An 18,128-nucleotide genomic window follows, 5' to 3' on the forward strand; every position below is an offset into this window, starting at 1 on the left:
GGGGTCACTTAGCGCCGATGTTTGCCGGCCGGATGGGCCGTAAGTGACCCCGCGTTGGAGGATAAAGTGGGACGGTGGTGCAAAAAGCGGAGCGGGTGCAGGGAAGGCGCGGTAAACCAGTCGGCAACATCACCAGGGGCACCACCAATCCCAACCGCATGCGCCGTCTGGACCGCTGGTTGGCGGGCCCGCAGGGATGGCGGCTACGCTCCGCCGTCGACCCGTTGGTAGTGGACCTCGGCTACGGCGCTTCCCCGGCCACCGCCGTCGAACTCTTCGAAAGGCTGCAGGCAGTCCGCCCCGATGTCCGCGTGTGCGGGATCGAGATCGAGCCCGAGCGCGTCCGGGTCGCGAAATCCCTGGAAAGGCCCGGGCTCAGCTTCCACGTGGGCGGTTTCGAGGTTCCTGTTCCAGGCAATCCCGTGCTGGTGCGGGCTTTCAACGTACTGCGGCAATACGAGGAATCGGATGTGGCCGGGATCTGGGCGCTGGTGCAGTCGCGGCTGGCACCGCAGGGATTGTTCATCGACGGCACGTGTGACGAAATCGGCCGCAGGGTGACGTGGGTTGCGTTGGATCCGGACGGGCCCTTGAGCTTGAGCCTGTCCATGCGCTTCGGCGGTTTCGAACTTCCCTCCGACGTGGCCGAACGCCTGCCGAAGGCACTCATCCACCGCAATATCCCGGGGGAACGCATTCATGCTTTCCTGAATGCGCTGGACCAGGCCTGGTTGGAAGCCGCACCGCTCGCGTCCTTTGGCAGCAAGCAGCGGTGGACCGCCATGTGCCGATCAATGCGCGACGCCGGTTGGCCCCTTCAGGACGGAACCTCGCGCTGGCGCTTGGGGGAACTGACCGTCGGCTGGTCAGCGGTGGCCCCGGCTTAGGGAGCCGGTGGGGCCCACACCGGCAGGGTTCCCTGAGCGAGCTTGCGAGCTTAGGGAACCGGTTCGGCCCACACCGGCAGGGTTCCCTGAGCGAGCTTGCGAGCTTAGGGAACCGGTTCGGCCCACACCGGCAGGGTTCCCTGAGCGAGCTTGCGAGCTTAGGGAGCCGGTGGGGATCACCAGGGACCGTACGGCCCCTGGTTCCGGCCGCTGTTCCCGATTTCCTTCACCGCAGGACGGACGTCCGCCAAATAGACACACGCTGCCGTGACGGCTGCGATGCCAAAGATGCCGAAGCCACCGCCGCCACCGAGGAGGGAAAGGCCGCCAATCACCGCGGCGACGCCGGTCAGTGCCAGCCAGAAGGTCTTGGTGCGCTTGGATGCCGCTTCAAACGACGAGGGTTTGTGGCGCAGGCAATCGACCAGCGCCCACAGCTCCAAAGCGAAGGCAACCAGTCCCAGAATGAACCAAATTCCATTCTGGATGTTTGAAATCAAAATTTTTCCGTCCACGCCCACAAGCCTAGCGGTCAAGCGACTTGAGCGCTTGCTCCAAATCCGCCCAGAGGTCTTCGACGTTCTCGATCCCGACGCTCATCCTGATCAGGTTGTCCGGCACGCTGAGCGGTTCGGCGGTGTGCCGGCGTCGGCGTTCGATGAGGGATTCGACCCCGCCAAGCGACGTCGCGGGGATCCACAGCTGCAGTGCACGAACCAGTTGATCTGCTGCGTCGGCACCGCTCCGGATTCCGTCTCCGGCCAACTGGATGCACAGGATGGAGCCGAAGCCCTTCATCTGGGACTTGGCACGCTCATGGCCGGGATCGGTGGGCAGGCCCGGGAAGCGGATCGACTCGACGCGCGGGTGGGTGCTCAGCCGCTCGGCCAACGTCGCGGCAGAAGCTTGCGAGCGCTCGATCCGGAGTGCCAGCGTGCGCAGGCCTCGGAGCGCGAGCCACGCCTCGAAGGGGCCCGCGATGCCGCCGTGGATGATCCGGTGGTGAAGGAGTTCCGCTCGCAGCTCCGCATTCGAGGTCACCAAGGCGCCGAGTACGACGTCGGAGTGTCCAGCCAGGTATTTGGTCACCGAATGGAGCACGACGTCGGAGCCCAGACTGAGGGGCTGCTGAACCAGCGGCGTGGAGAAGGTGTTGTCCGTGACCACGATGGCGCCGGCTTCATGGGCGGCGGTGGCCAGTGCCCGTACGTCTGCGATGCCGAGCATCGGGTTGGTGGGGCTTTCAATCCACAGCATGCTGGCGGGTATTCCATCGGCGGGGGCGAGCTGCGCCTTGACGGCGTCGGTGTCCGCGATATCAACGGTCCGCAGTTCAAGGATGCCCTTGGCCGCGAGTTCGGTGGCCATGACGAGCGATCCTGCGTAGCTGTGCGTGGGCATGACCAGGACACCACCGGCAGGCACGAGCGACAACGCGGAACTCACTGCGGCCAAGCCCGAGGCATAGAGCAAACCGGGCAGCTCGGCTCCTTCCAGCTGGGCCAGTGCTTCTTCGAACGGATCCCACGTGGGGTTCGCATAGCGTCCGTAGCCGCGGTCGCCGTCGCTCAGTGCTCCTGTGCCGAAATACGTGGAGGACAGAACAATGGGCGGGTTGACGGGTTGGTCATGGCTTCGTTCGGGACGGCCTGCCGCCACCACCACAGTGTCAGGGGACAGATCTGCGGCGTGTTCTCGGGAAAGACTCATTGCCCCAGCCTACGGCGCGGGGCGCGGGCGTTGGAAAGGTGTTACGGCTCCGTCCCGTCGAGCGGCAGGTTCGGTCCCGCGCAGGTGGGCAAGCGCCGTCGTCGGGCACTGTCAGAGTTCCTCTGTACGCTTAGATCCGTGACTACGCAGCGCCTCAAGCAGGACCAGAGCCCTACGCCGGACCAGCGCCCAGGACTCTTCATCGCCTTCGAAGGCGGGGACGGGGCCGGCAAGTCCACGCAAGCCGCCCGATTGGCTGCATCGCTCGAGTCCCTCGGCTTTTCGGTGCTGCGCACCCGCGAGCCCGGGGGCACGCCGATCGGCGAGAAGCTGCGTTCCTTGGTGCTGGACCACGGCCACGGCACTATCGACCCCCGGACCGAAGCCCTGATGTTCGCCGCATCCCGGGCTGCCCACGCAAGCCAGGTCATCCGCCCGGCCTTGGCGCAGGGTTCTGTGGTGATCACGGACCGCTATATCGACTCCTCCGTCGCTTACCAGGGTGCCGGCAGGGACCTCGGGACCGTCGACGTCAGGCGGCTCAACGAATGGGCTACCGAAGGCCTCGAGCCGGACCTGACAGTGCTCCTGGACGTCCACCCGGGCGACGGCCGGGACCGCAGAACTGCCGGAGACGCTACCGAGGACCGGCTCGAATCGGAACCGGACGATTTCCATGCCCGCATCCGTGCGGCGTTCCTGGAACTGGCGGAGGCCCACCCGGAGACGTACCTCGTGTTGCCCGCCAAGGACGCCGTCGAAAACCTCGCCGCGCAGATCCTCCGGCGTGTGCAGGACTTGCTCGGGAGCCGCGCATGAGCGTCTGGGACGAGCTCCAGGGCCAGGCGCCCGTCGTCGCACAATTGCGCGCCGCCGCCCAAGGCGAAGGCCTCACGCACGCATGGTTGTTCACCGGACCACCGGGTTCAGGCCGTTCCAACGCGGCCAAGGCATTCGCCGCGGCATTGAATTGCGAACAGGATGACGTCGCACTTCGCGGCTGCGGAGAATGCGCATCGTGCCGGACCATCCTGGGCGAAACCCACTCCGACGTGACCTTTGTCCGCACGGAGAAGGTCACCATTACCATCGACGAAGCCCGCCAGTTGGTGTCCAAGGCAGGCGACCGGCCGGCGACGGGCCGTTGGCGCATCATCGTGGTGGAGGACGCGGATCGCATGGCCGAACGCACCACCAACGTGCTCCTCAAGGCCATCGAAGAACCGACGCCCCGGACCATCTGGATGCTTTGCGCGCCGTCGCCGGCCGATGTGCTGGTCACCATCCGCTCGCGTTGCCGCCCGGTGAGCCTCCGGATTCCGCCGGCTGCCGACGTCGCCGCCCTGCTGGTGAGGCGCGACGGCGTCGACCCCGCCATTGCGGACAGGGCCGCCCGCGCTGCCCAAAGCCACATCGGAATCGCGCGTCGGCTGGCCCGCGATCCCGAAGCCAGGGAACGCCGGATGGAGACTGTCCGTTTCCCGCTGGGCCTGCGGGGCGTCACTGCCGCCGTGATGATGGCCGAAAAGCTGGTCAAGATCGCAACGGATGAGGCCAACAGCTCCAACGACGAACGCGACGCCGCCGAGAAGGTCGCCCTGCTCGCGAGCCTGGGCGCTCCGGAGTCGGGCACCCTGCCGCCGTCGATGCGCAGCCAGGTCAGGCAGCTTGAGGACGACCAGAAACGCCGTGCCAAGCGATCCATCACCGATTCCCTCGACCGCACGCTGACCGATCTGCTGTCCTTCTACCGGGACGTCCTGGTCATTCAGCTGGGGAACGCCGTCGAGTTGGTCAACGTTGAACTCAGGAGTGAGCTGGAGGGCTACGCGGCCAGCTCCACGCCAGAGATCACGTTGGCGCGCATGGATGCCATCAACAAGGCGCGAGTGCGGATCACCACGACCAACGTGGCACCGCTGTTGGCCGTCGAGTCCATGGCGAGCAGCCTGATTCAGCAATAGCCGGATAGTTTAGAAATACAGCACGCTTCCCCAGCCTGAGGAGAAACGCATGACCCCCGCACGACGCCGGCCCGCCGGGTCCAGTTCCAGGACACGGTTCCCCTCACTGCGGCGGGCTGCAGCGGCAGTGGCTGCCACGGCCACCGCGAGCCTTCTGCTGAGCGGCTGCGTGTTCTCTGTACCGGCGCCCAATGATGGCGCCAGCAACGGGTCCGGTAACGTCAGCACCCCGGACGCGTCCATCGCAGCCGCAGCGCCGGCAGGACTGGAGAGTTTCTACTCCCAAAGAGTGAACTGGACGTCCTGTGAGCAGGGATTCCAGTGCGCCAACATCCAAGTGCCGGTGGACTATGCCAAACCCGATGGTGGCAGCATCTCCATCGCCGCCATCCGGCTCCAGAGCCAGGGCACGAAGAAAGGCTCGCTGCTGGTGAATCCCGGCGGCCCCGGCGCTTCGGGCTATGACTTCGTCAGGGACGCGGCGAAGACGCACTTCACTAGCAAGCTGCGGTCCAGCTTCAACCTGGTGGGCTTCGATCCCCGCGGCGTCAAGCGGTCGGCGCCGGTGACGTGCCTCAGCGATGCCGAACGGGACGCTTCCCGCGAGAAGGTCTACAACTATGACACTGACCAGGGCGTCGCCGCGGCGCTGGCCGACACGAAGGCCATGAATGCCCAGTGCGTGGAAAAGTCCGGTCCCACGCTGCCGCACATTGACACCGCCAGCTCCGCCAAGGACATGGATATACTCCGCGCCGTGCTGAACGACGCAAAACTCAACTACCTTGGCTTCTCCTACGGAACCGCCCTCGGCGCCACCTATGCGTCATTGTTCCCGAACAACGTCGGCAAGCTCGCTTTGGACGGCGCAGTGGATCCGTCCCTCAATAACGAGGACCTCACCGCGGGGCAGGCCGAGGCGTTCGAAAAGGAGCTCCGCACTTACGTCGCGGATTGCCAGGCAAAGTCCGGATGCCCCATGACCGGCAGCGTCGACAATGGCGTGCAGCAGATCCAGAACCTCATCGCCGACGTCGAGCAGAATCCCAAACGCGCCAAAGACGGACGGCTTGTCACCGGGGCTACGTTCGTCAGCGGTATCTTCACCCCGCTCTACGACAACGAATCGTGGCCTGTCCTGACCCAGGCTCTGGTGGCCGCATTCAAGGGCGACGTGTCGCTCATGCTTCGGATTGCCGACTTCGGCGCGGACCGGGACCCGAACGGCACCTACACGTCGAACACCTCGTTCGCGTTCAACGCCATCAACTGCCTTGACTACCCTATGGTCACGGATACGGCCGGGATGCGTTCCGAAGAAGCGCGCTTGAAGCAGCTCTCCCCCACCTTCGGCTATTACTTCTCCTACACCGGCATCAACTGCAAGGACTGGCCCTATAAGCCGGTACACGCGCCTGCTCCCGTGAAGTACACCGGCAGTGCGCCGATTGTAGTCATCGGAACCACTGGGGACCCCGCAACGCCTGTCGCCTGGGCTGGTTCGCTGCGCAAACAACTCGGCAATGCTTCCCTCGTGACGTGGAAGGGCGAAGGCCACACCGCCTACGGCCGCTCCAACCAATGCGTGTCCGACGCCGTGGACAACTACTTCGTGGATGGGAAGGCGCCTTCGGACGGGACTATGTGCTGAGTGTTTTGGGGGCGCGGCAACCGAAGTGTTGTCCCGGCGTCGATCCCTCTTGATGGCCCGGGGTTCGAAGTGCGTCTTGCCGTCCAGCTCAACGATCAAGAGGCGCTCGACGACGAAATCGACCTCCCCAACCGCACCCAGCAGCGTAGGTGGCGGATTGACGGCTTCCGCGTGGCAGACATCGGACCAAAAGTGGTAAATCGTTGAGGGACCGGCGCTAGAGCCGTGCGGCGTGGGGCTCCAGCAGCGCGGGAAGGTTCTTGACTGAGGGCACGACGGCGGTGGCGCCGGCCGCGCGCAAAGCCGCCTCGGAGTGGAAGCCAGTAAGCACGCCCACCACGGCGGAGGCGCCGGAGCGAACGCCGGACAACATATCCGAGCTCGTGTCCCCCACGACGACGACCTCGCGGACATCGTCCAGGTCAAGGGCCAACACGGCCGTGAGAATCATGTCCGGGTAAGGGCGACCGCGGCCGGCGTCAGCGGGGCACAGGCTGAGATCCGCCTTCCCCATCCACCCCAGCGACTCAAGCACCATGTTCTGGGTGTGCCGGCCGAAGCCCGTAGCAAGGCAGACTTTCACGCCGGAGTCCCGCAACCAGTCGATGGTTTCCTCGGCGCCTGGAATGGCCCGGACGCCGCCGTCGGCAATCAGATCGTCGTAGGCGCGTTCGAAAGCCTTGTTGGCTCTCTCGGCCCGTTGAGCTTCTTCGAAAAGGTGGCTGAAAACGGTCAGCTTGGAAAAGCCCATCGTGTCCCGGGCGTAGCCGAGCATGCTTTCGAAGCGGGGCGAACCAGGCTCGACGCCGGTCTCCTGCAGGGCGAGGGACATAGCACGCTCTGTAAGACCATCGTCGGTAATGGTGGTGCCCACCATGTCCAAGACAGCAAGTCGGAGCCGCTGCGCACGATGTGCCCCGGCGTCGTCCGCGTTGATCCTCTTGCCGCTGTCCATGCTCATGGCGCCCCTTCGCTGGTTGATGACCGAAATCGTGCGGCCACGTTAGTCCGCCCAGCTTGCCCCCGGTCCACGACGGCGGCCTGAACCCGGCGCGACGAGCGGGTGAATTCCGCAACAACGGCGCCACGGTAGCTCCGCACGGGGCTGTTTTGACCCGGACGAGGTGACTCTATTAGAGTTGTATCTTGCGTGATTCAGCCGGTACCCGGCCGATAACGCGGTGCTTCCTTAGCTCAGTCGGTAGAGCGTTTCACTCGTAATGAAAAGGTCATCAGTTCGATTCTGATAGGAAGCTCGAAAAGAACCCCGTATTCCCACTTGTTCAGCGGGAATACGGGGTTTTTCGTTGGCTTGAGGAAAGCCCGGAACACCGGCAGGGCACACTTACGCTTGGCCCGCGTATCGATTCGTGGCACGAGTCTAGACTCGGCCGCCTATGCCCAAGTAGGCATGTGCCGCGCGTTCTTTGTGCGCATTCCTTGCGGTGATTGGCCATGCTTAGGAGATTCAGAACGGGATTAGTCCTGCGCTGCCCAATCAGTGCTGCTAAGAAAGCCCATCACCGGATGCCTTCGAAGAGCCCTGATCCCGGCCGGAGACCCGACTACGAGGAGCCCGAGCGGCAGGTCGCCACTGTGAGCAGTCACAGTGTCCCCGGACCATAGCCCGGCAGGGTCGACGCGGAGAACATAGTTGCAGTAATTCCCCGTCAAGGTGCATTCGCTCGTGCGGGACTTACGTCTATGAATGCGAGTACGCACCCTATATCCTCCGATCAACGTCCACTTATGGGGGAACACAATGAAACGCTGTGGGTTGTGGCGATGCCTGGTTCTATCGATACTTCTCACCACCCTGTTGACATCATGCGGCGACAAGGTCACGGACGGACCGGCAGCTGCGGAGTCAACGGCGAAATCAACCGGCTCAATCCTTGGTTCTACACCCAGCCCCGGGCCAGACGGTGGCACCGTAGCGTGCGTTGACTGGGTCCGGTTCGAGACCGCTCAGGGCCAATATGACAAGGCCAGCATGGTGCTGATCGGAAAGTCTGTAAGGCAGGTCGGCATGAGCAGCATTTACGGTTCAAAGGCCACCACCCACCTTGTTGAAGTCGAGCAGGTACTCAAGGGGAATCCCGGACGGGAGAACCTGCGCATTTCCTCGATGCCCCCGACCTGCTCTGGAAGCGACTCGTATCCGGACGGCGATCCGCTCGACACAGTTGAAAGAGTCATCATTTTTGCGACCAAGGAGGGCGGCGAGTGGTTCACCATGACCCCCGCACAAGGAGTCTTGCCTTTCCCGCAAGGTGCGGAGCTTCCCTTTCATTAGTGACTAGCCCGTGGGCCACGGACTAGTAATCTCAGCTAATCAGCTCAACACGGGCCGGCGTCCGTTAGAGGATCCCATACCGTCCGGAGCTTTGGTCCAGGAGCGCTGGCCGCCCATGATGTCACACGAACATGCGGCAGGATTCGCGTTGACGAGAATCTGCCTCGTGCCAGTTTCGACGGGGTAAATATCGGCGCCGCCGTCGGTTTTCCCATGTCATTCCGTCCGGAGTGCGAGTGGGGGCGGTTTGGCGAACGACGCCGACAACGGGCTGAATCGTTCCCCGCCGCCGTTGCCGTGGACCAAACTGGCGTCGGACCCGTCCGCAAGACGCAGCAGTGGCGGCCTGCGCTCATCGCGGAAGTTCGGGATGGCTGGCTTACTGGCGGGTCTCGAGCTGCCGACGATCCAGTGCGTCAGGTACTGGAGAAAGCGCAGCCCAGAGGTCTGATTCGCTGGCTTGAAGTTCCGGTGGCAGATGCTTCTCGGGAAGGCGGCGGCGTCTGGCGCACGGGCGCATGGAACCTTCGAGATACTCAACGGCTGCTAGCAACAGCGCAGAAGAGACTCCGCTCGGACCGTCGGGCCAGATAGTGCGTGCTTGGCCGGATTGTTCCAGGTCACCAGCCCTGATCCCGATGTCGACGGCCTGCTCGACGCTCAAACGCATAGCGCGTGAGGCAAGACCAGGCTCGCCCAGCCGCCAAAGTTCGCGTGCGACCGATAGCGGGGTGCTCGTGATCGTAAAGGAACCCATGAAGTCAATGATCACCAATTTTCTCGGTATGGGGGCGCATTTCGCAGCGACCTATCCACGGTCAGATGCATATGAGGGTTTCGTCGGCTTCTTGCTGCCGAGCCGTTGCGTCATAGGCTGTCGGAATGAGTGTCCACGCAGCGCAGGCAGCTCTCTTCTACGAAGAGATAGTCAAGAACGGTGAGGTGTTGGGGATCCGCGACGCAGTTGGCATCCCGGCACCGGTCAGCGGGGACGGTGAGCGCAGCATGCCGTTCTGGTCCCTTCGGAGCCGGGCGGAGCAGGTTATCGCGAATATTCCGGCCTACGGAGGTTTCGAGCCGATGGCGATTCCCTTCGACGTGTGGCGTACGCGATGGATCGACGGTCTCGAGGGTGACGGGATTCTCGTGGGCCTCAATTGGACAGGAGCTCGGGCGAGCGGTCATGAGTTTGGTGCTGCGGAAGTGCGCATCCGACTTGGCGCCATCGAGGACAAGGCATGAACGTGGACAACGGGCCGAAGCGATGCATGGACCGCGCTGGCCGTTCTCCACTCCACTACGCGGCGCTGGAAGACGATCCCGAGGCGATAGGGTCGTTGTTTGCCGCGGGGTCATTGCCTGACGTTGTGGACCGCCAAGGCTTCACACCGCTTCATCTCGCGGCACAGGAGTTTGCCCCTGCGGCGGCTGCCGCTCTGATCGATGCAGGGGCAAAGGTCGACGCGGAGAACGTCTTCGGCAACACACCACTTTGGATCGCCGTCTTCAATTCCAAAGGTCGAGGCGAGCTGATCGGGCTGCTCCGCTCCCACGGCGCTGACCCGCTGCACGTCAACGCGAGCGGCCAAACGCCGGTCGATCTGGCGAGGCTCATCGGCAACTACAACGTAGCGCAGTACTTCCGGGACATACGTGAATAACCGCCAGAGCATGCCGGACATCGCTTCCTCATTCGCACTCCGGTTTCAGCCCTTGACGATGGACATCGGCAAGAGGCCCCCCGGCGCGGACGGGGCGATGCTGTCCAGCTGCCATCCATCCGGGGATGCCCGGAACGTAGCTGTCTCCGATACCGAGTAGCCCGACGGGACGTTGCTTGGCCCGTTCGCCGCCGATGCCTGGTGTTCTTCGGTCAGTTCCTTGAAATGGACGCTTGCCGTCGACCCGGTCACCTCCACGGATTCCGCGGTGATCTTCGTCGTGAAGTCCGAGTACCAGAAGCCCTTTGACTTGAACCCGGCCTTTGACCGGGCCACCACCGGAAAGTCCCGCGCGCGCTTGGCACGGTACGCCGTCGTCGTCTGCGCATCCGTCAGGCGGGGAGCCGGTGGAACATCCAGGACGGTGCCGTTCCGGTCCTCGACGGCGGTCTGGATGATGGCCGTGAGCTCGGAGGACGACGGGCTAGGCAGCGATGAGGTCGGTCCCGGTGTGGGCTGCGGCCCGGCCGACTCCTGGCACCCGGAGAGGGCCAACCCCAGCAGCACGGCGATCGCGGCCCCAGTGCGCGGACGCTTCATCCTTGGTCCCCTCGCTGATGTCCCCACAGCCTACCGGCGTTTCGCGAATTCAATGCGTATGTAGCCGAGCTCATCACGTGGGAGGACGGCCGTCACAACACCGCCCCGTCCGAGGGACGCTCCAACCCCGCACACGAGGGGGTCAGTGTCGATCTCCACACCTTGCACTTCGACGCCGTCAATCCGTACGGCCGCCTCACGGTTGGTTGGAGGTCGTCTGGCGTCCCCGGCGAATCGGTCCCAGGCAATACCTCCGGGCCAGTCGCGCCGGTAGCGATTGATGAGGATATGGTTCATGTGTTCAGCCAGCACCCGGGCAGGGGACGAGCGTTCGGAAGGGTCTCGGTGCCAGGTGGTCCGTACGGCCTCCCAGAGCTGGGGGTACCTCATGCGTTGAACCCCTTCAACCAGCCAGACCGGCCGCGGCCAAGGCGGAATGTCTTCGATCGACCTTCGCGTCTGCTCGTCGAGCTCAGCTAGGTTTATCGGGTCGGATCGGTCAGCGGGATTGCGCCACAGTGTGTAGGTGATGCTCGCCGACATCTCGTTGTATCCGCGGGAATCCTGCCCGTACTGGATGCCGACCATATCCGGATCTTCCAGCGAAGGCTGGGGCACAAGTCCCATGACGGGAATGGGCATCAGTTCCAGACGCCGGGCCTGCTCAAGACGCGGATCCGGTGCGTCCTCGGGGATCACTCCGTCGAACCTCACTTGCCGATTGTGCGACGGCCAAGAATGGTTGGCAATACCGCCTTGCCATTCGGCCTGTCGCTGGAGTGACCGAATGACATACACATTCAGAGGTGGCCTTTCGATCCCCGGACGGTTCGGGATCCAAGGGCCATGGGTCATACTCACCATGTGCGCCTCGCAGCTTGAGTTCCGCCCCCGATCCCGGTGGTGGGCGCGCCACTTCTGCCCTTGGCGGCTCGAGCGTTCGGCCGTCCTCGAGATCTATCCAGGGCGTCCGCATTTCATCTTTTCCTGGACTCCGGTGAACTTCCTCGCCAAGGAGAACATGCCGTGGATATTTGTGGCCGAGTGGCCGGAGGGGGTCCTTGGAGCCGCGGACGAGCTTTCCTACCCCGTCCGGCATCAAGAGTAGGTACTTCCCTTTCAATGCTCCGACACACCAGAGGATTCCCGGCCTGCAGGCATGCTTGCACGCCATATCGTAGGCTCGCCTGACACCATTCCAGGCGAAAGAACAGACCTCATGAGCAGTGTTCCTCCCCCTCCCGAAAAGCGCTGGCCGTCCGACGCCCCGCAGATACCTAACCCATACGCACCAGTCCAGCCACGCGCTCCGTTCAGCAAGGCGGCAATAGCGGGTTTCATCATCAGCTGCGTCGGGCTTTTCGTCTTTGCCATGGTGGGCCCGCTCGGGACCGCCATCTCAGGCCTAGGCTTCCGGCGGGCCAGAGAGCGCGGGTTGCGTGGTCGCGGGTTCGCCATCGCGGGCATGATCATCGGTGTCGCCGATCTTGCGTTCTACCTCATCGCGCGGTACCTCCTTCATCCGTGATGCACAGCTGGCCATGTGGCCCTATTTGCCCGCATCCTGCCCGTAGGGTTTGTGTACCCGTGGCCAGGACTTCGGCTGCATGAAGTCCACGAAGCTCCGTGAGCTCGCCGAAGCCGTTGAGACCCGGGGCAAGTAGGCTGCCCGGCGCGCCGGTCGCTTCGAAGTCCAGGCAACAGGATAGAAAAGATGGGCGGGAGCTATTGGCTTCCGCTTGTCGTTCCCCTTTCCGAGGGACAGACTTCCGAGCTCCCGAACACCTGAGGGTCATGAACTTCCGCAATCGTCTCGCCCTGCCCGCCGCATTCCTCTTTACTGCATTGGCCCTCAGTGGATGCCAGCAGGGAACCCACCCCGCCGAACCGATGGCCAAGTCCGCGTCGCCGGCAGTTCCTCAGGCAGTTGCGGCGGCTGGGAACACACCCTCCGGTGCGGCGGCTGCAGCCGTGAAGTCCATCCACTCCCCCGGCGTGGTCGCTACCGACGAGCAGCTTGCCGCCGGACAGTGCTCCGCCAAAGTGGTCGACGCCGCTACTGGCGAGTACCTGCCGGACCCCGAGTGCACTCCGGGGGCCACGGATCCAGCGGTTACCCAGGAGAACATCGACTCGACGATATGCATAAGCGGCTATACGGCTACGGTGCGCCCGCCCGCTTCGAACACGGACAAGGTGAAGGCCGAGAGCCTGCGCGAATACGGCCAGGTCGCAATGAAGACCACGGAATACGATCACCTGATCAGCCTGGAGCTCGGCGGCACCAACTCCGTGTCGAATCTGTGGCCTGAGCCGAACAAGTCGAGCGCCACGGGCACCACAAACCCGAAAGACGCGGTGGAGAACACTCTGCACAAGGCCATCTGCGCTCACAAGGTCACCCTGTCAGCTGCCCAGGAGGCGATCGCCCACAACTGGGTCACTGCCGTCAAAGACCTCGGTTTGTAGCTGCGCGAAGCGCTGACTCCGACGATCAGGGTCGGCAGCTGGGGTATAGTCTCCCCATGCTCTCCATGCGCCGATTTACTTGCCCCCGACCGGGTTCCGGTCGCGAGGGCTCTCAGGCGCGCGCCTAGGTCCTGGCGCTGGATTTGAGTCGGGGGTGGAACCCGCCACTCAAATCCGAACATTAGGACCAGCAATGCCCACTTATCTCAGTCCCTCCGAACTCAACGATGCTTTGACCATCCGGGATCTCTCAAATCCGGACGGCGGGCCGCACGCAATGCAAACACTCTTGCAAGGAGCCATCGACGCGGTCGGCAGCAAATGGGGTGTGCCTGAACGGATCGTTCGACACAGCCCGCTGGTGAGCGTGGCCGACAACTACGACCGCCTGGGGTTCAACGAATCGGACGTGACCAGGGATCAAAGATACTCCCGCTACGTCAGTCCTACAGTGATGCTCCGCAGCCATACCTCGGCTTCCATCGACGAGCTCTGGGCCATCCCCGGTCTTGTCTACCGGCGCGATTCCATCGACCGCACCCACGTCGGCACTCCACACCAGGTGGACTTGTGGCGCGTCAGCTCCCGGGAGCACCTCGCCTCCGACGACCTGAAGAAATTAATCGCCGCCCTCGTGCAAGCGGTCCTTCCGGGGGCGCAATGGCGCGCGGTTCCGGCAGTTCACCCCTACACCAGGGAGGGCTTGCAGGTCGATGTACTCATGGACGGGGAATGGCTTGAACTCGCGGAATGCGGGCTTATGGCCCCGCATCTGTTCTCCGAGGCCGGACTCGACCCTGCAAAATGGTCGGGGCTGGCCCTGGGGATGGGCTTGGATCGGGCCCTGATGCTTCGAAAAGGCATCCCCGACATCAGGTTGCTCAGGTCCACGGACAAAAGAATCGAACAGCAGATGCTGGACCTGTCTCGATGGAAACCGGTCTCGCAGCTGCCCTCAATCCGAAGGGACATCTCGATCGTCGTTCCCGCAGACTTGGACGCCGAAGTGCTTGGAGACCGGGTGCGGACAGCCCTAGGTGAGCAAGCCGAAGACCTGGAAAGCGTCGAGCTCTTGGCGCTGACTGAATCCGGAGAGCTCCCCGCGGCAGCGCGGGAGCGGCTCCGCATCCGCGACGGACAGGCCAACGCCCTCATACGTTTGGTGCTTCGTCCCCTCACCCGGACCATGACGGATCCACAGGCCAACCAGATCCGGGACATTGTTTATCTAGCCCTGCACGAGGGGCCGGCCAAGGAGCTCATCGCGGGATAGAGCACGAGCGGTTCGCTCCGAATGATGCCGGACGCCGAAGGATGTGCCGCTCATCCGGCAGCGGCCGGGACTCGATCCTTGGGTGTTCTACCAAGGAGTTCCCCGAAGGTCGATCGGTCCGGCGGACCACGATGCGGTGGTCTTAGCGGCGGAGCAGATCAGGATCGGAGTATCTGCGGATTCGATGACCGTGGTTCCGTCCAATCGTGAAAGGCACCGCTCTCGCGCTCGGACACGCCGCCAACCGCAGGACTCGTAGAACGTTGCCAAGTCTTCATGACAGCCGAGGTAGGCGAAATCCACGGAGTCTGACGAGACGCAGCGGCCGCCTGGGTCAGTAGCCGCGAGCTCATGCCTGGGACGCGTGCCGGTAGGAGACAATGGCGAATGTGAGGACCCCGGTGACCTCCGCGATTGCCCCAGGGTTCGTCAAGGAGGAAAGAGGCTGCAGAACCCGTAGGCCAAATTGCCCGCACTCATCACAGACGGACCGGACTTGAAATCCAAACCCGAAGCATGCTTAGTATGTAGTAACGGCCGGATCGATCGGCTGCCGAACCAGAGGAGGAAACACCATGGGACTAGGCGACAAGATTGAGAACGCTGCCGAGAAGGCTGGCGGCAAGGGCAAGGAAGCTGCCGGTAACGCCACAGGCGACGAAAACCTGAAGGCGGAAGGCCAGGCCGACCAGGCCAAAGGCGATTTGAAGCAGGCCGGCGAGAAGGTCAAGGACGCTTTCAAGAAGGACTGACCTGACCGTCTAGCGAAGGGCGCATCCCATCAGGGTGCGCCCTTCGCTGTGCCCGCCACTTGATTCCGGAGGCCACTCGAGCGAAAACACTCCGCACACTCACTATTCATGGACGCCGGGCGTCCTCACCGGTATTGTGATCTGCACCCGGCTCTTGCTGACCCGGGAGCTGCGTCAATGGGGTTGCAGCGGAATCACATCTGGGGGATCTGATGACGACGCTGGTACAGTCCGAGGGCGAATTACACCTTCAGGCAGAGGTGAGCACCGCTTCCGACGCGGACGGCGGTGGGGCGTGGTTCAGTTCAGAACATGAAAATGTCAGGGTTGATGACACTGGTGAAGGGGTACTCCGGATCACTTTGCGCCCAGGCCGCCGGATCACCGCAGAGGACGGAGCGCTTATCCGGGAGAGATACCTGGCTCTGACGGGCGGAACGGGCGCCGCGGTGCTGCTGCAGGTCATCGGCGTCGAGTCCGTCAGCCGCGACGCCGTCCGATTCTTCAGTGAGGCCGCCACCATCACGGCCTTTGCGATCCTGGGCAGCACCCCCGTGGACCGTGTCATTGCCCACGGCAGGCACGGACTCCCCGCACCGCAGTGCCCGACCCGGTATTTCTCCGACGAACTAGAAGCCCTGGGTTGGTTGCGCGAACTGCGTGCCGAGCGCGTCCCGGAACTTTCGGAGGACTGAGAGGCACCGGACATCACCTGGTTACCGTGCTGATGCCGCGAAGTGCGGCACCAGCACGGCGTTCAAACTCATCAGGGACCGCTCCGCGTGGAGCGGACCTAAGCGTGGGGCGGACCTAAGCGCCCCCGGTGTGGGCGACGAGGTCGTCATACTTGCCCGCCAGGACGTCTTCGAAGTACACCGACGTCCCGAGAGTTGCCGACACATAAAGCGCCCGCACCGTGGCCAGTGCCGCGGTTGCTTCCTCGACTCCGACCCGCGGATCTCTTCCGAACCGGATGGCTTCCACGACGTCGGCATACTGCTTTTGGTGCGCGGTCTGCAGGTCGTCTGATCCGTCGATGTTGGCTGAGGCATCATGCGCCCCGACCTCAAGTTCGGACTGGTTCCCGGCCCCGGCCATGCCGTAGGAAGATTCTCCCTCTACAGGAGCGTTGTCTGAGGCGTGGAAATACTGCAGCCGATCATTGTCGACAACAGCCGAGCCCTTCTCGCCGTGGACCTGGATCCGGGCGGTGAGTCCGGGATAGGCCGCAGTGGTGCAGTGGATGACTGCCAGGGCGCCCGAGGCGAAGCGGACGGTAGCAACTGCTGTGTCTTCCACCTCGATGCGCTCGTGGGCAAGCAGCGCAGTATGGGCCTGGATCTGAACAGGGGTGCCCAGGAACCAAAGAAGCAAATCAACACTGTGAACGCCTTGATTCATGACGGCCCCGCCGCCGTCGAGCTCCCAGGTGCCCCGCCACTGGCCGGAGTCGTAGTAGTTCTGGGCCCGCCACCACGCCAGCGAAGCCACTCCCGAGGTGATCCTGCCGAAGCGTCCGGACCGGACCGCACGGGCGACGGCGACGCTGGCCGGATCGAATCGGTGCTGGCTGATCACCGAAATGACCTGCCCGGTCGCGGCAGCCGCCGCATCGGCAACGCGCCTGGCGCTGGGCAAGTCCACGTCGATGGGCTTTTCGATGATGACGTGCTTGCCGGCATTCAGGGCCTCAACTGCCAGATCGGAGTGCAGACCGCTTGGCGTACAGACCGCGACAAGGTCGATGTCGGCATCCTTCAGTGCCGCAACCAGCGACGAATACGTCGCCGGACGCGGGTTGTGCAGCTCATTCTCGACCGAGTCTGCCAGTGCAGCCGCGGCTGGCCCAACCGGGTCAACGAGGGCGATGAGCTCCAGATCCTTGTTCTCGGTGATGACCCGGGCATGCTGGCGTCCGATGACTCCGCAGCCGACGACGGCGGTGCGCAGCCGACGGTTGGGCGTGGTTGCTGTGTTCGAGGTGGTCATTTGGTGCTAACTCCGGCTTCAGCGAGGAGGCGGTTGAATGCGCGGCCCGCAACTCCGAACGCCGCAGGTCCGGAAAACCCTCCGAGGTGATGGGTGTTTGCCAGGTGGGGCTCCAAGGACGCGAAGCCTTCGAAACCGTCCGCCTTCAATGCGTTGATGGTTTCGCGGAGTTGGCCGTCGCCATCCCCCGCCGGCATCACCAGGCGGTCATCGGCTCGGGCATCCTTGACTTGCAGATATTCCAGGTAAGGGCGAAGCATGTCGTAGGCCTCGCCAAAGGGCTTGACACCTACCTGAACGAAGTTCGCAGCGTCCCAGGCAACCCGCAGCGCCGGGGAATTAACGGTCGTAATGATGTCCAGGACGCGTTCAGGCGTGTCGCCGTAGATGTCCTTTTCATTTTCGTGAAGGAGTACGACGTCGTGTGCCTGGGCCTCCGCGGCCAACGCACGCATCCGCACCATGACGGCGTCGCGGATGTCTTCGGCGGCGAGGCCGTCCTGTCGATAAAACGAGAAGATCCGGATGTAACGGGTGCCCAGGATCTTCGCGGCACGAATGGCCGCGTGGAGGCGGTCCACCTCGAAGGCGACAGGCGTGGTGATGTCCACTTTGCCTATGGGAGAGGCAATCGCGGACACGCCCATGTTTTGCTCGCGCAGTATTTGGTCCAGCCGGACGAGGTCCTCTTCGGACATCTCGACGATGTTGGTGTCCCAAGCGCTGCGGACTTCGATGTGGTTGGCGCCCAAGGCCTGCAGAACTGCGATCTGGATGAGCGGGTCAGCGCTTATTTCGTCGCCGAATCCAGACAGGGTCCACTGGGTTTGCTTGACGGTCACGTCGTTTTCTCCTTGAGGTAATGCATGGGTGGCA

21 protein-coding genes and 1 tRNA gene are annotated in these 18,128 nt (G+C 63.5%); 14 read left to right on the forward strand and 8 right to left on the reverse strand.

Annotated features, from left to right (window positions below):
- The first annotated feature begins 74 nt into the window (after positions 1–74).
- Positions 75–887, forward strand: coding sequence for a class I SAM-dependent methyltransferase (locus ACSVHC_RS07645; RefSeq protein ID WP_439180774.1), 813 nt, complete (start codon positions 75–77; stop codon positions 885–887).
- 176 nt (positions 888–1,063) lie between these two features.
- Here ACSVHC_RS07645 and ACSVHC_RS07650 read toward each other — a convergent pair whose 3' ends face one another.
- Together ACSVHC_RS07650 and ACSVHC_RS07655 are read right to left on the reverse strand one after the other, a co-directional pair.
- On the reverse strand, positions 1,064–1,402 hold the full coding sequence (locus tag ACSVHC_RS07650; RefSeq protein ID WP_234758806.1) for a DUF2516 family protein: 339 nt from the start codon (positions 1,400–1,402) through the stop codon (positions 1,064–1,066).
- 10 nt (positions 1,403–1,412) lie between these two features.
- Positions 1,413–2,597 carry a trans-sulfuration enzyme family protein gene (locus ACSVHC_RS07655; RefSeq protein WP_437772443.1) on the reverse strand — a complete coding sequence of 395 codons (1,185 nt, stop codon included), beginning with the start codon at positions 2,595–2,597 and terminating at the stop codon, positions 1,413–1,415.
- A 138-nt stretch (positions 2,598–2,735) separates the two neighbouring features.
- Here ACSVHC_RS07655 and tmk point away from each other — a divergent pair, with 138 nt between their 5' ends.
- Genes tmk through ACSVHC_RS07670 form a run of 3 tightly spaced genes read left to right on the forward strand, consistent with a single transcriptional unit; the run spans position 2,736 to position 6,212 of the window.
- A complete protein-coding gene (gene tmk / locus ACSVHC_RS07660) occupies positions 2,736–3,416 on the forward strand; it encodes a dTMP kinase (RefSeq protein WP_437772442.1) in 681 nt (226 codons plus the stop codon).
- Positions 3,413–4,561 carry a DNA polymerase III subunit delta' gene (locus tag ACSVHC_RS07665; protein ID WP_437772441.1) on the forward strand — a complete coding sequence of 383 codons (1,149 nt, stop codon included), beginning with the start codon at positions 3,413–3,415 and terminating at the stop codon, positions 4,559–4,561. Before tmk ends, ACSVHC_RS07665 begins: the two co-directional genes overlap by 4 nt.
- A gap of 49 nt (positions 4,562–4,610) precedes the next feature.
- The gene (locus ACSVHC_RS07670; protein WP_439180775.1) at positions 4,611–6,212 is read left to right on the forward strand and encodes an alpha/beta hydrolase; all 1,602 of its coding nucleotides are present in this window, start codon (positions 4,611–4,613) and stop codon (positions 6,210–6,212) included.
- A 217-nt stretch (positions 6,213–6,429) separates the two neighbouring features.
- Here the strand turns inward: ACSVHC_RS07670 and ACSVHC_RS07675 are convergent, their stop codons facing one another.
- Positions 6,430–7,173, reverse strand: a complete 744-nt coding sequence (locus tag ACSVHC_RS07675) for an HAD-IA family hydrolase (protein ID WP_437772439.1) — start codon at positions 7,171–7,173, stop codon at positions 6,430–6,432.
- 222 nt (positions 7,174–7,395) lie between these two features.
- Here ACSVHC_RS07675 and ACSVHC_RS07680 point away from each other — a divergent pair.
- A tRNA-Thr gene (locus tag ACSVHC_RS07680) sits at positions 7,396–7,468 on the forward strand.
- Positions 7,469–8,241: 773 nt separating this feature from the next.
- Positions 8,242–8,508 (forward strand): hypothetical protein, encoded by a 267-nt coding sequence (locus ACSVHC_RS07685; RefSeq protein WP_437772438.1) that lies wholly within the window; start codon positions 8,242–8,244, stop codon positions 8,506–8,508.
- A 379-nt stretch (positions 8,509–8,887) separates the two neighbouring features.
- On the opposite strand, the gene ACSVHC_RS07690 is transcribed toward ACSVHC_RS07685, so the two are convergent.
- Entirely contained in the window at positions 8,888–9,265 is a 378-nt protein-coding gene (locus tag ACSVHC_RS07690) for a hypothetical protein (RefSeq protein WP_437772437.1), read from the reverse strand.
- A gap of 125 nt (positions 9,266–9,390) precedes the next feature.
- Between ACSVHC_RS07690 and ACSVHC_RS07695 the strand changes: the two genes are divergently transcribed.
- Both ACSVHC_RS07695 and ACSVHC_RS07700 read left to right on the forward strand, forming a co-directional pair.
- On the forward strand, positions 9,391–9,750 hold the full coding sequence (locus ACSVHC_RS07695; RefSeq protein ID WP_437772436.1) for a DUF2750 domain-containing protein: 360 nt from the start codon (positions 9,391–9,393) through the stop codon (positions 9,748–9,750).
- On the forward strand, positions 9,747–10,169 hold the full coding sequence (locus tag ACSVHC_RS07700; RefSeq protein WP_437772435.1) for an ankyrin repeat domain-containing protein: 423 nt from the start codon (positions 9,747–9,749) through the stop codon (positions 10,167–10,169). Before ACSVHC_RS07695 ends, ACSVHC_RS07700 begins: the two co-directional genes overlap by 4 nt.
- A 45-nt stretch (positions 10,170–10,214) precedes the next feature.
- Here ACSVHC_RS07700 and ACSVHC_RS07705 read toward each other — a convergent pair whose 3' ends face one another.
- Entirely contained in the window at positions 10,215–10,769 is a 555-nt protein-coding gene (locus ACSVHC_RS07705; protein ID WP_439180776.1) for a hypothetical protein, read from the reverse strand.
- Between the two features lie 30 nt (positions 10,770–10,799).
- Positions 10,800–11,483 (reverse strand): hypothetical protein, encoded by a 684-nt coding sequence (locus ACSVHC_RS07710; RefSeq protein WP_439180777.1) that lies wholly within the window; start codon positions 11,481–11,483, stop codon positions 10,800–10,802.
- A gap of 73 nt (positions 11,484–11,556) precedes the next feature.
- On the opposite strand from ACSVHC_RS07710, the gene ACSVHC_RS07715 reads away from it, so the two are divergent.
- The 6 genes from ACSVHC_RS07715 to ACSVHC_RS07740 all read left to right on the forward strand — a co-directional run bounded on the left by ACSVHC_RS07715 (position 11,557) and on the right by ACSVHC_RS07740 (position 15,958).
- Positions 11,557–11,877 (forward strand): hypothetical protein, encoded by a 321-nt coding sequence (locus tag ACSVHC_RS07715; protein ID WP_437772432.1) that lies wholly within the window; start codon positions 11,557–11,559, stop codon positions 11,875–11,877.
- Positions 11,878–11,988: 111 nt separating this feature from the next.
- Positions 11,989–12,297: a DUF4190 domain-containing protein gene (locus ACSVHC_RS07720; RefSeq protein WP_439180778.1), complete on the forward strand. Its 309-nt coding sequence runs from the start codon at positions 11,989–11,991 to the stop codon at positions 12,295–12,297.
- A gap of 266 nt (positions 12,298–12,563) precedes the next feature.
- The gene (locus ACSVHC_RS07725; RefSeq protein ID WP_437772430.1) at positions 12,564–13,238 is read left to right on the forward strand and encodes a hypothetical protein; all 675 of its coding nucleotides are present in this window, start codon (positions 12,564–12,566) and stop codon (positions 13,236–13,238) included.
- Positions 13,239–13,431: 193 nt separating this feature from the next.
- The gene (gene srmL / locus ACSVHC_RS07730) at positions 13,432–14,511 is read left to right on the forward strand and encodes a PheS-related mystery ligase SrmL (protein ID WP_437772429.1); all 1,080 of its coding nucleotides are present in this window, start codon (positions 13,432–13,434) and stop codon (positions 14,509–14,511) included.
- A gap of 575 nt (positions 14,512–15,086) precedes the next feature.
- On the forward strand, positions 15,087–15,263 hold the full coding sequence (locus ACSVHC_RS07735; protein WP_236815163.1) for a CsbD family protein: 177 nt from the start codon (positions 15,087–15,089) through the stop codon (positions 15,261–15,263).
- Between the two features lie 212 nt (positions 15,264–15,475).
- Positions 15,476–15,958 carry a DUF7793 family protein gene (locus ACSVHC_RS07740; RefSeq protein ID WP_437772428.1) on the forward strand — a complete coding sequence of 161 codons (483 nt, stop codon included), beginning with the start codon at positions 15,476–15,478 and terminating at the stop codon, positions 15,956–15,958.
- A 115-nt stretch (positions 15,959–16,073) separates the two neighbouring features.
- On the opposite strand, the gene ACSVHC_RS07745 is transcribed toward ACSVHC_RS07740, so the two are convergent.
- Together ACSVHC_RS07745 and ACSVHC_RS07750 are read right to left on the reverse strand one after the other, a co-directional pair.
- A complete protein-coding gene (locus tag ACSVHC_RS07745) occupies positions 16,074–17,252 on the reverse strand; it encodes a Gfo/Idh/MocA family protein (RefSeq protein WP_437772427.1) in 1,179 nt (392 codons plus the stop codon).
- Positions 17,249–18,094, reverse strand: coding sequence for a sugar phosphate isomerase/epimerase family protein (locus ACSVHC_RS07750; RefSeq protein WP_437772426.1), 846 nt, complete (start codon positions 18,092–18,094; stop codon positions 17,249–17,251). The genes ACSVHC_RS07745 and ACSVHC_RS07750 overlap by 4 nt, the downstream gene beginning before the upstream one ends.
- Between the last annotated feature and the right edge of the window lie 34 nt (positions 18,095–18,128).

This window comes from Arthrobacter sp. KNU-44 (genome assembly GCF_051843155.1).
GTDB lineage: Bacteria > Actinomycetota > Actinomycetes > Actinomycetales > Micrococcaceae > Arthrobacter.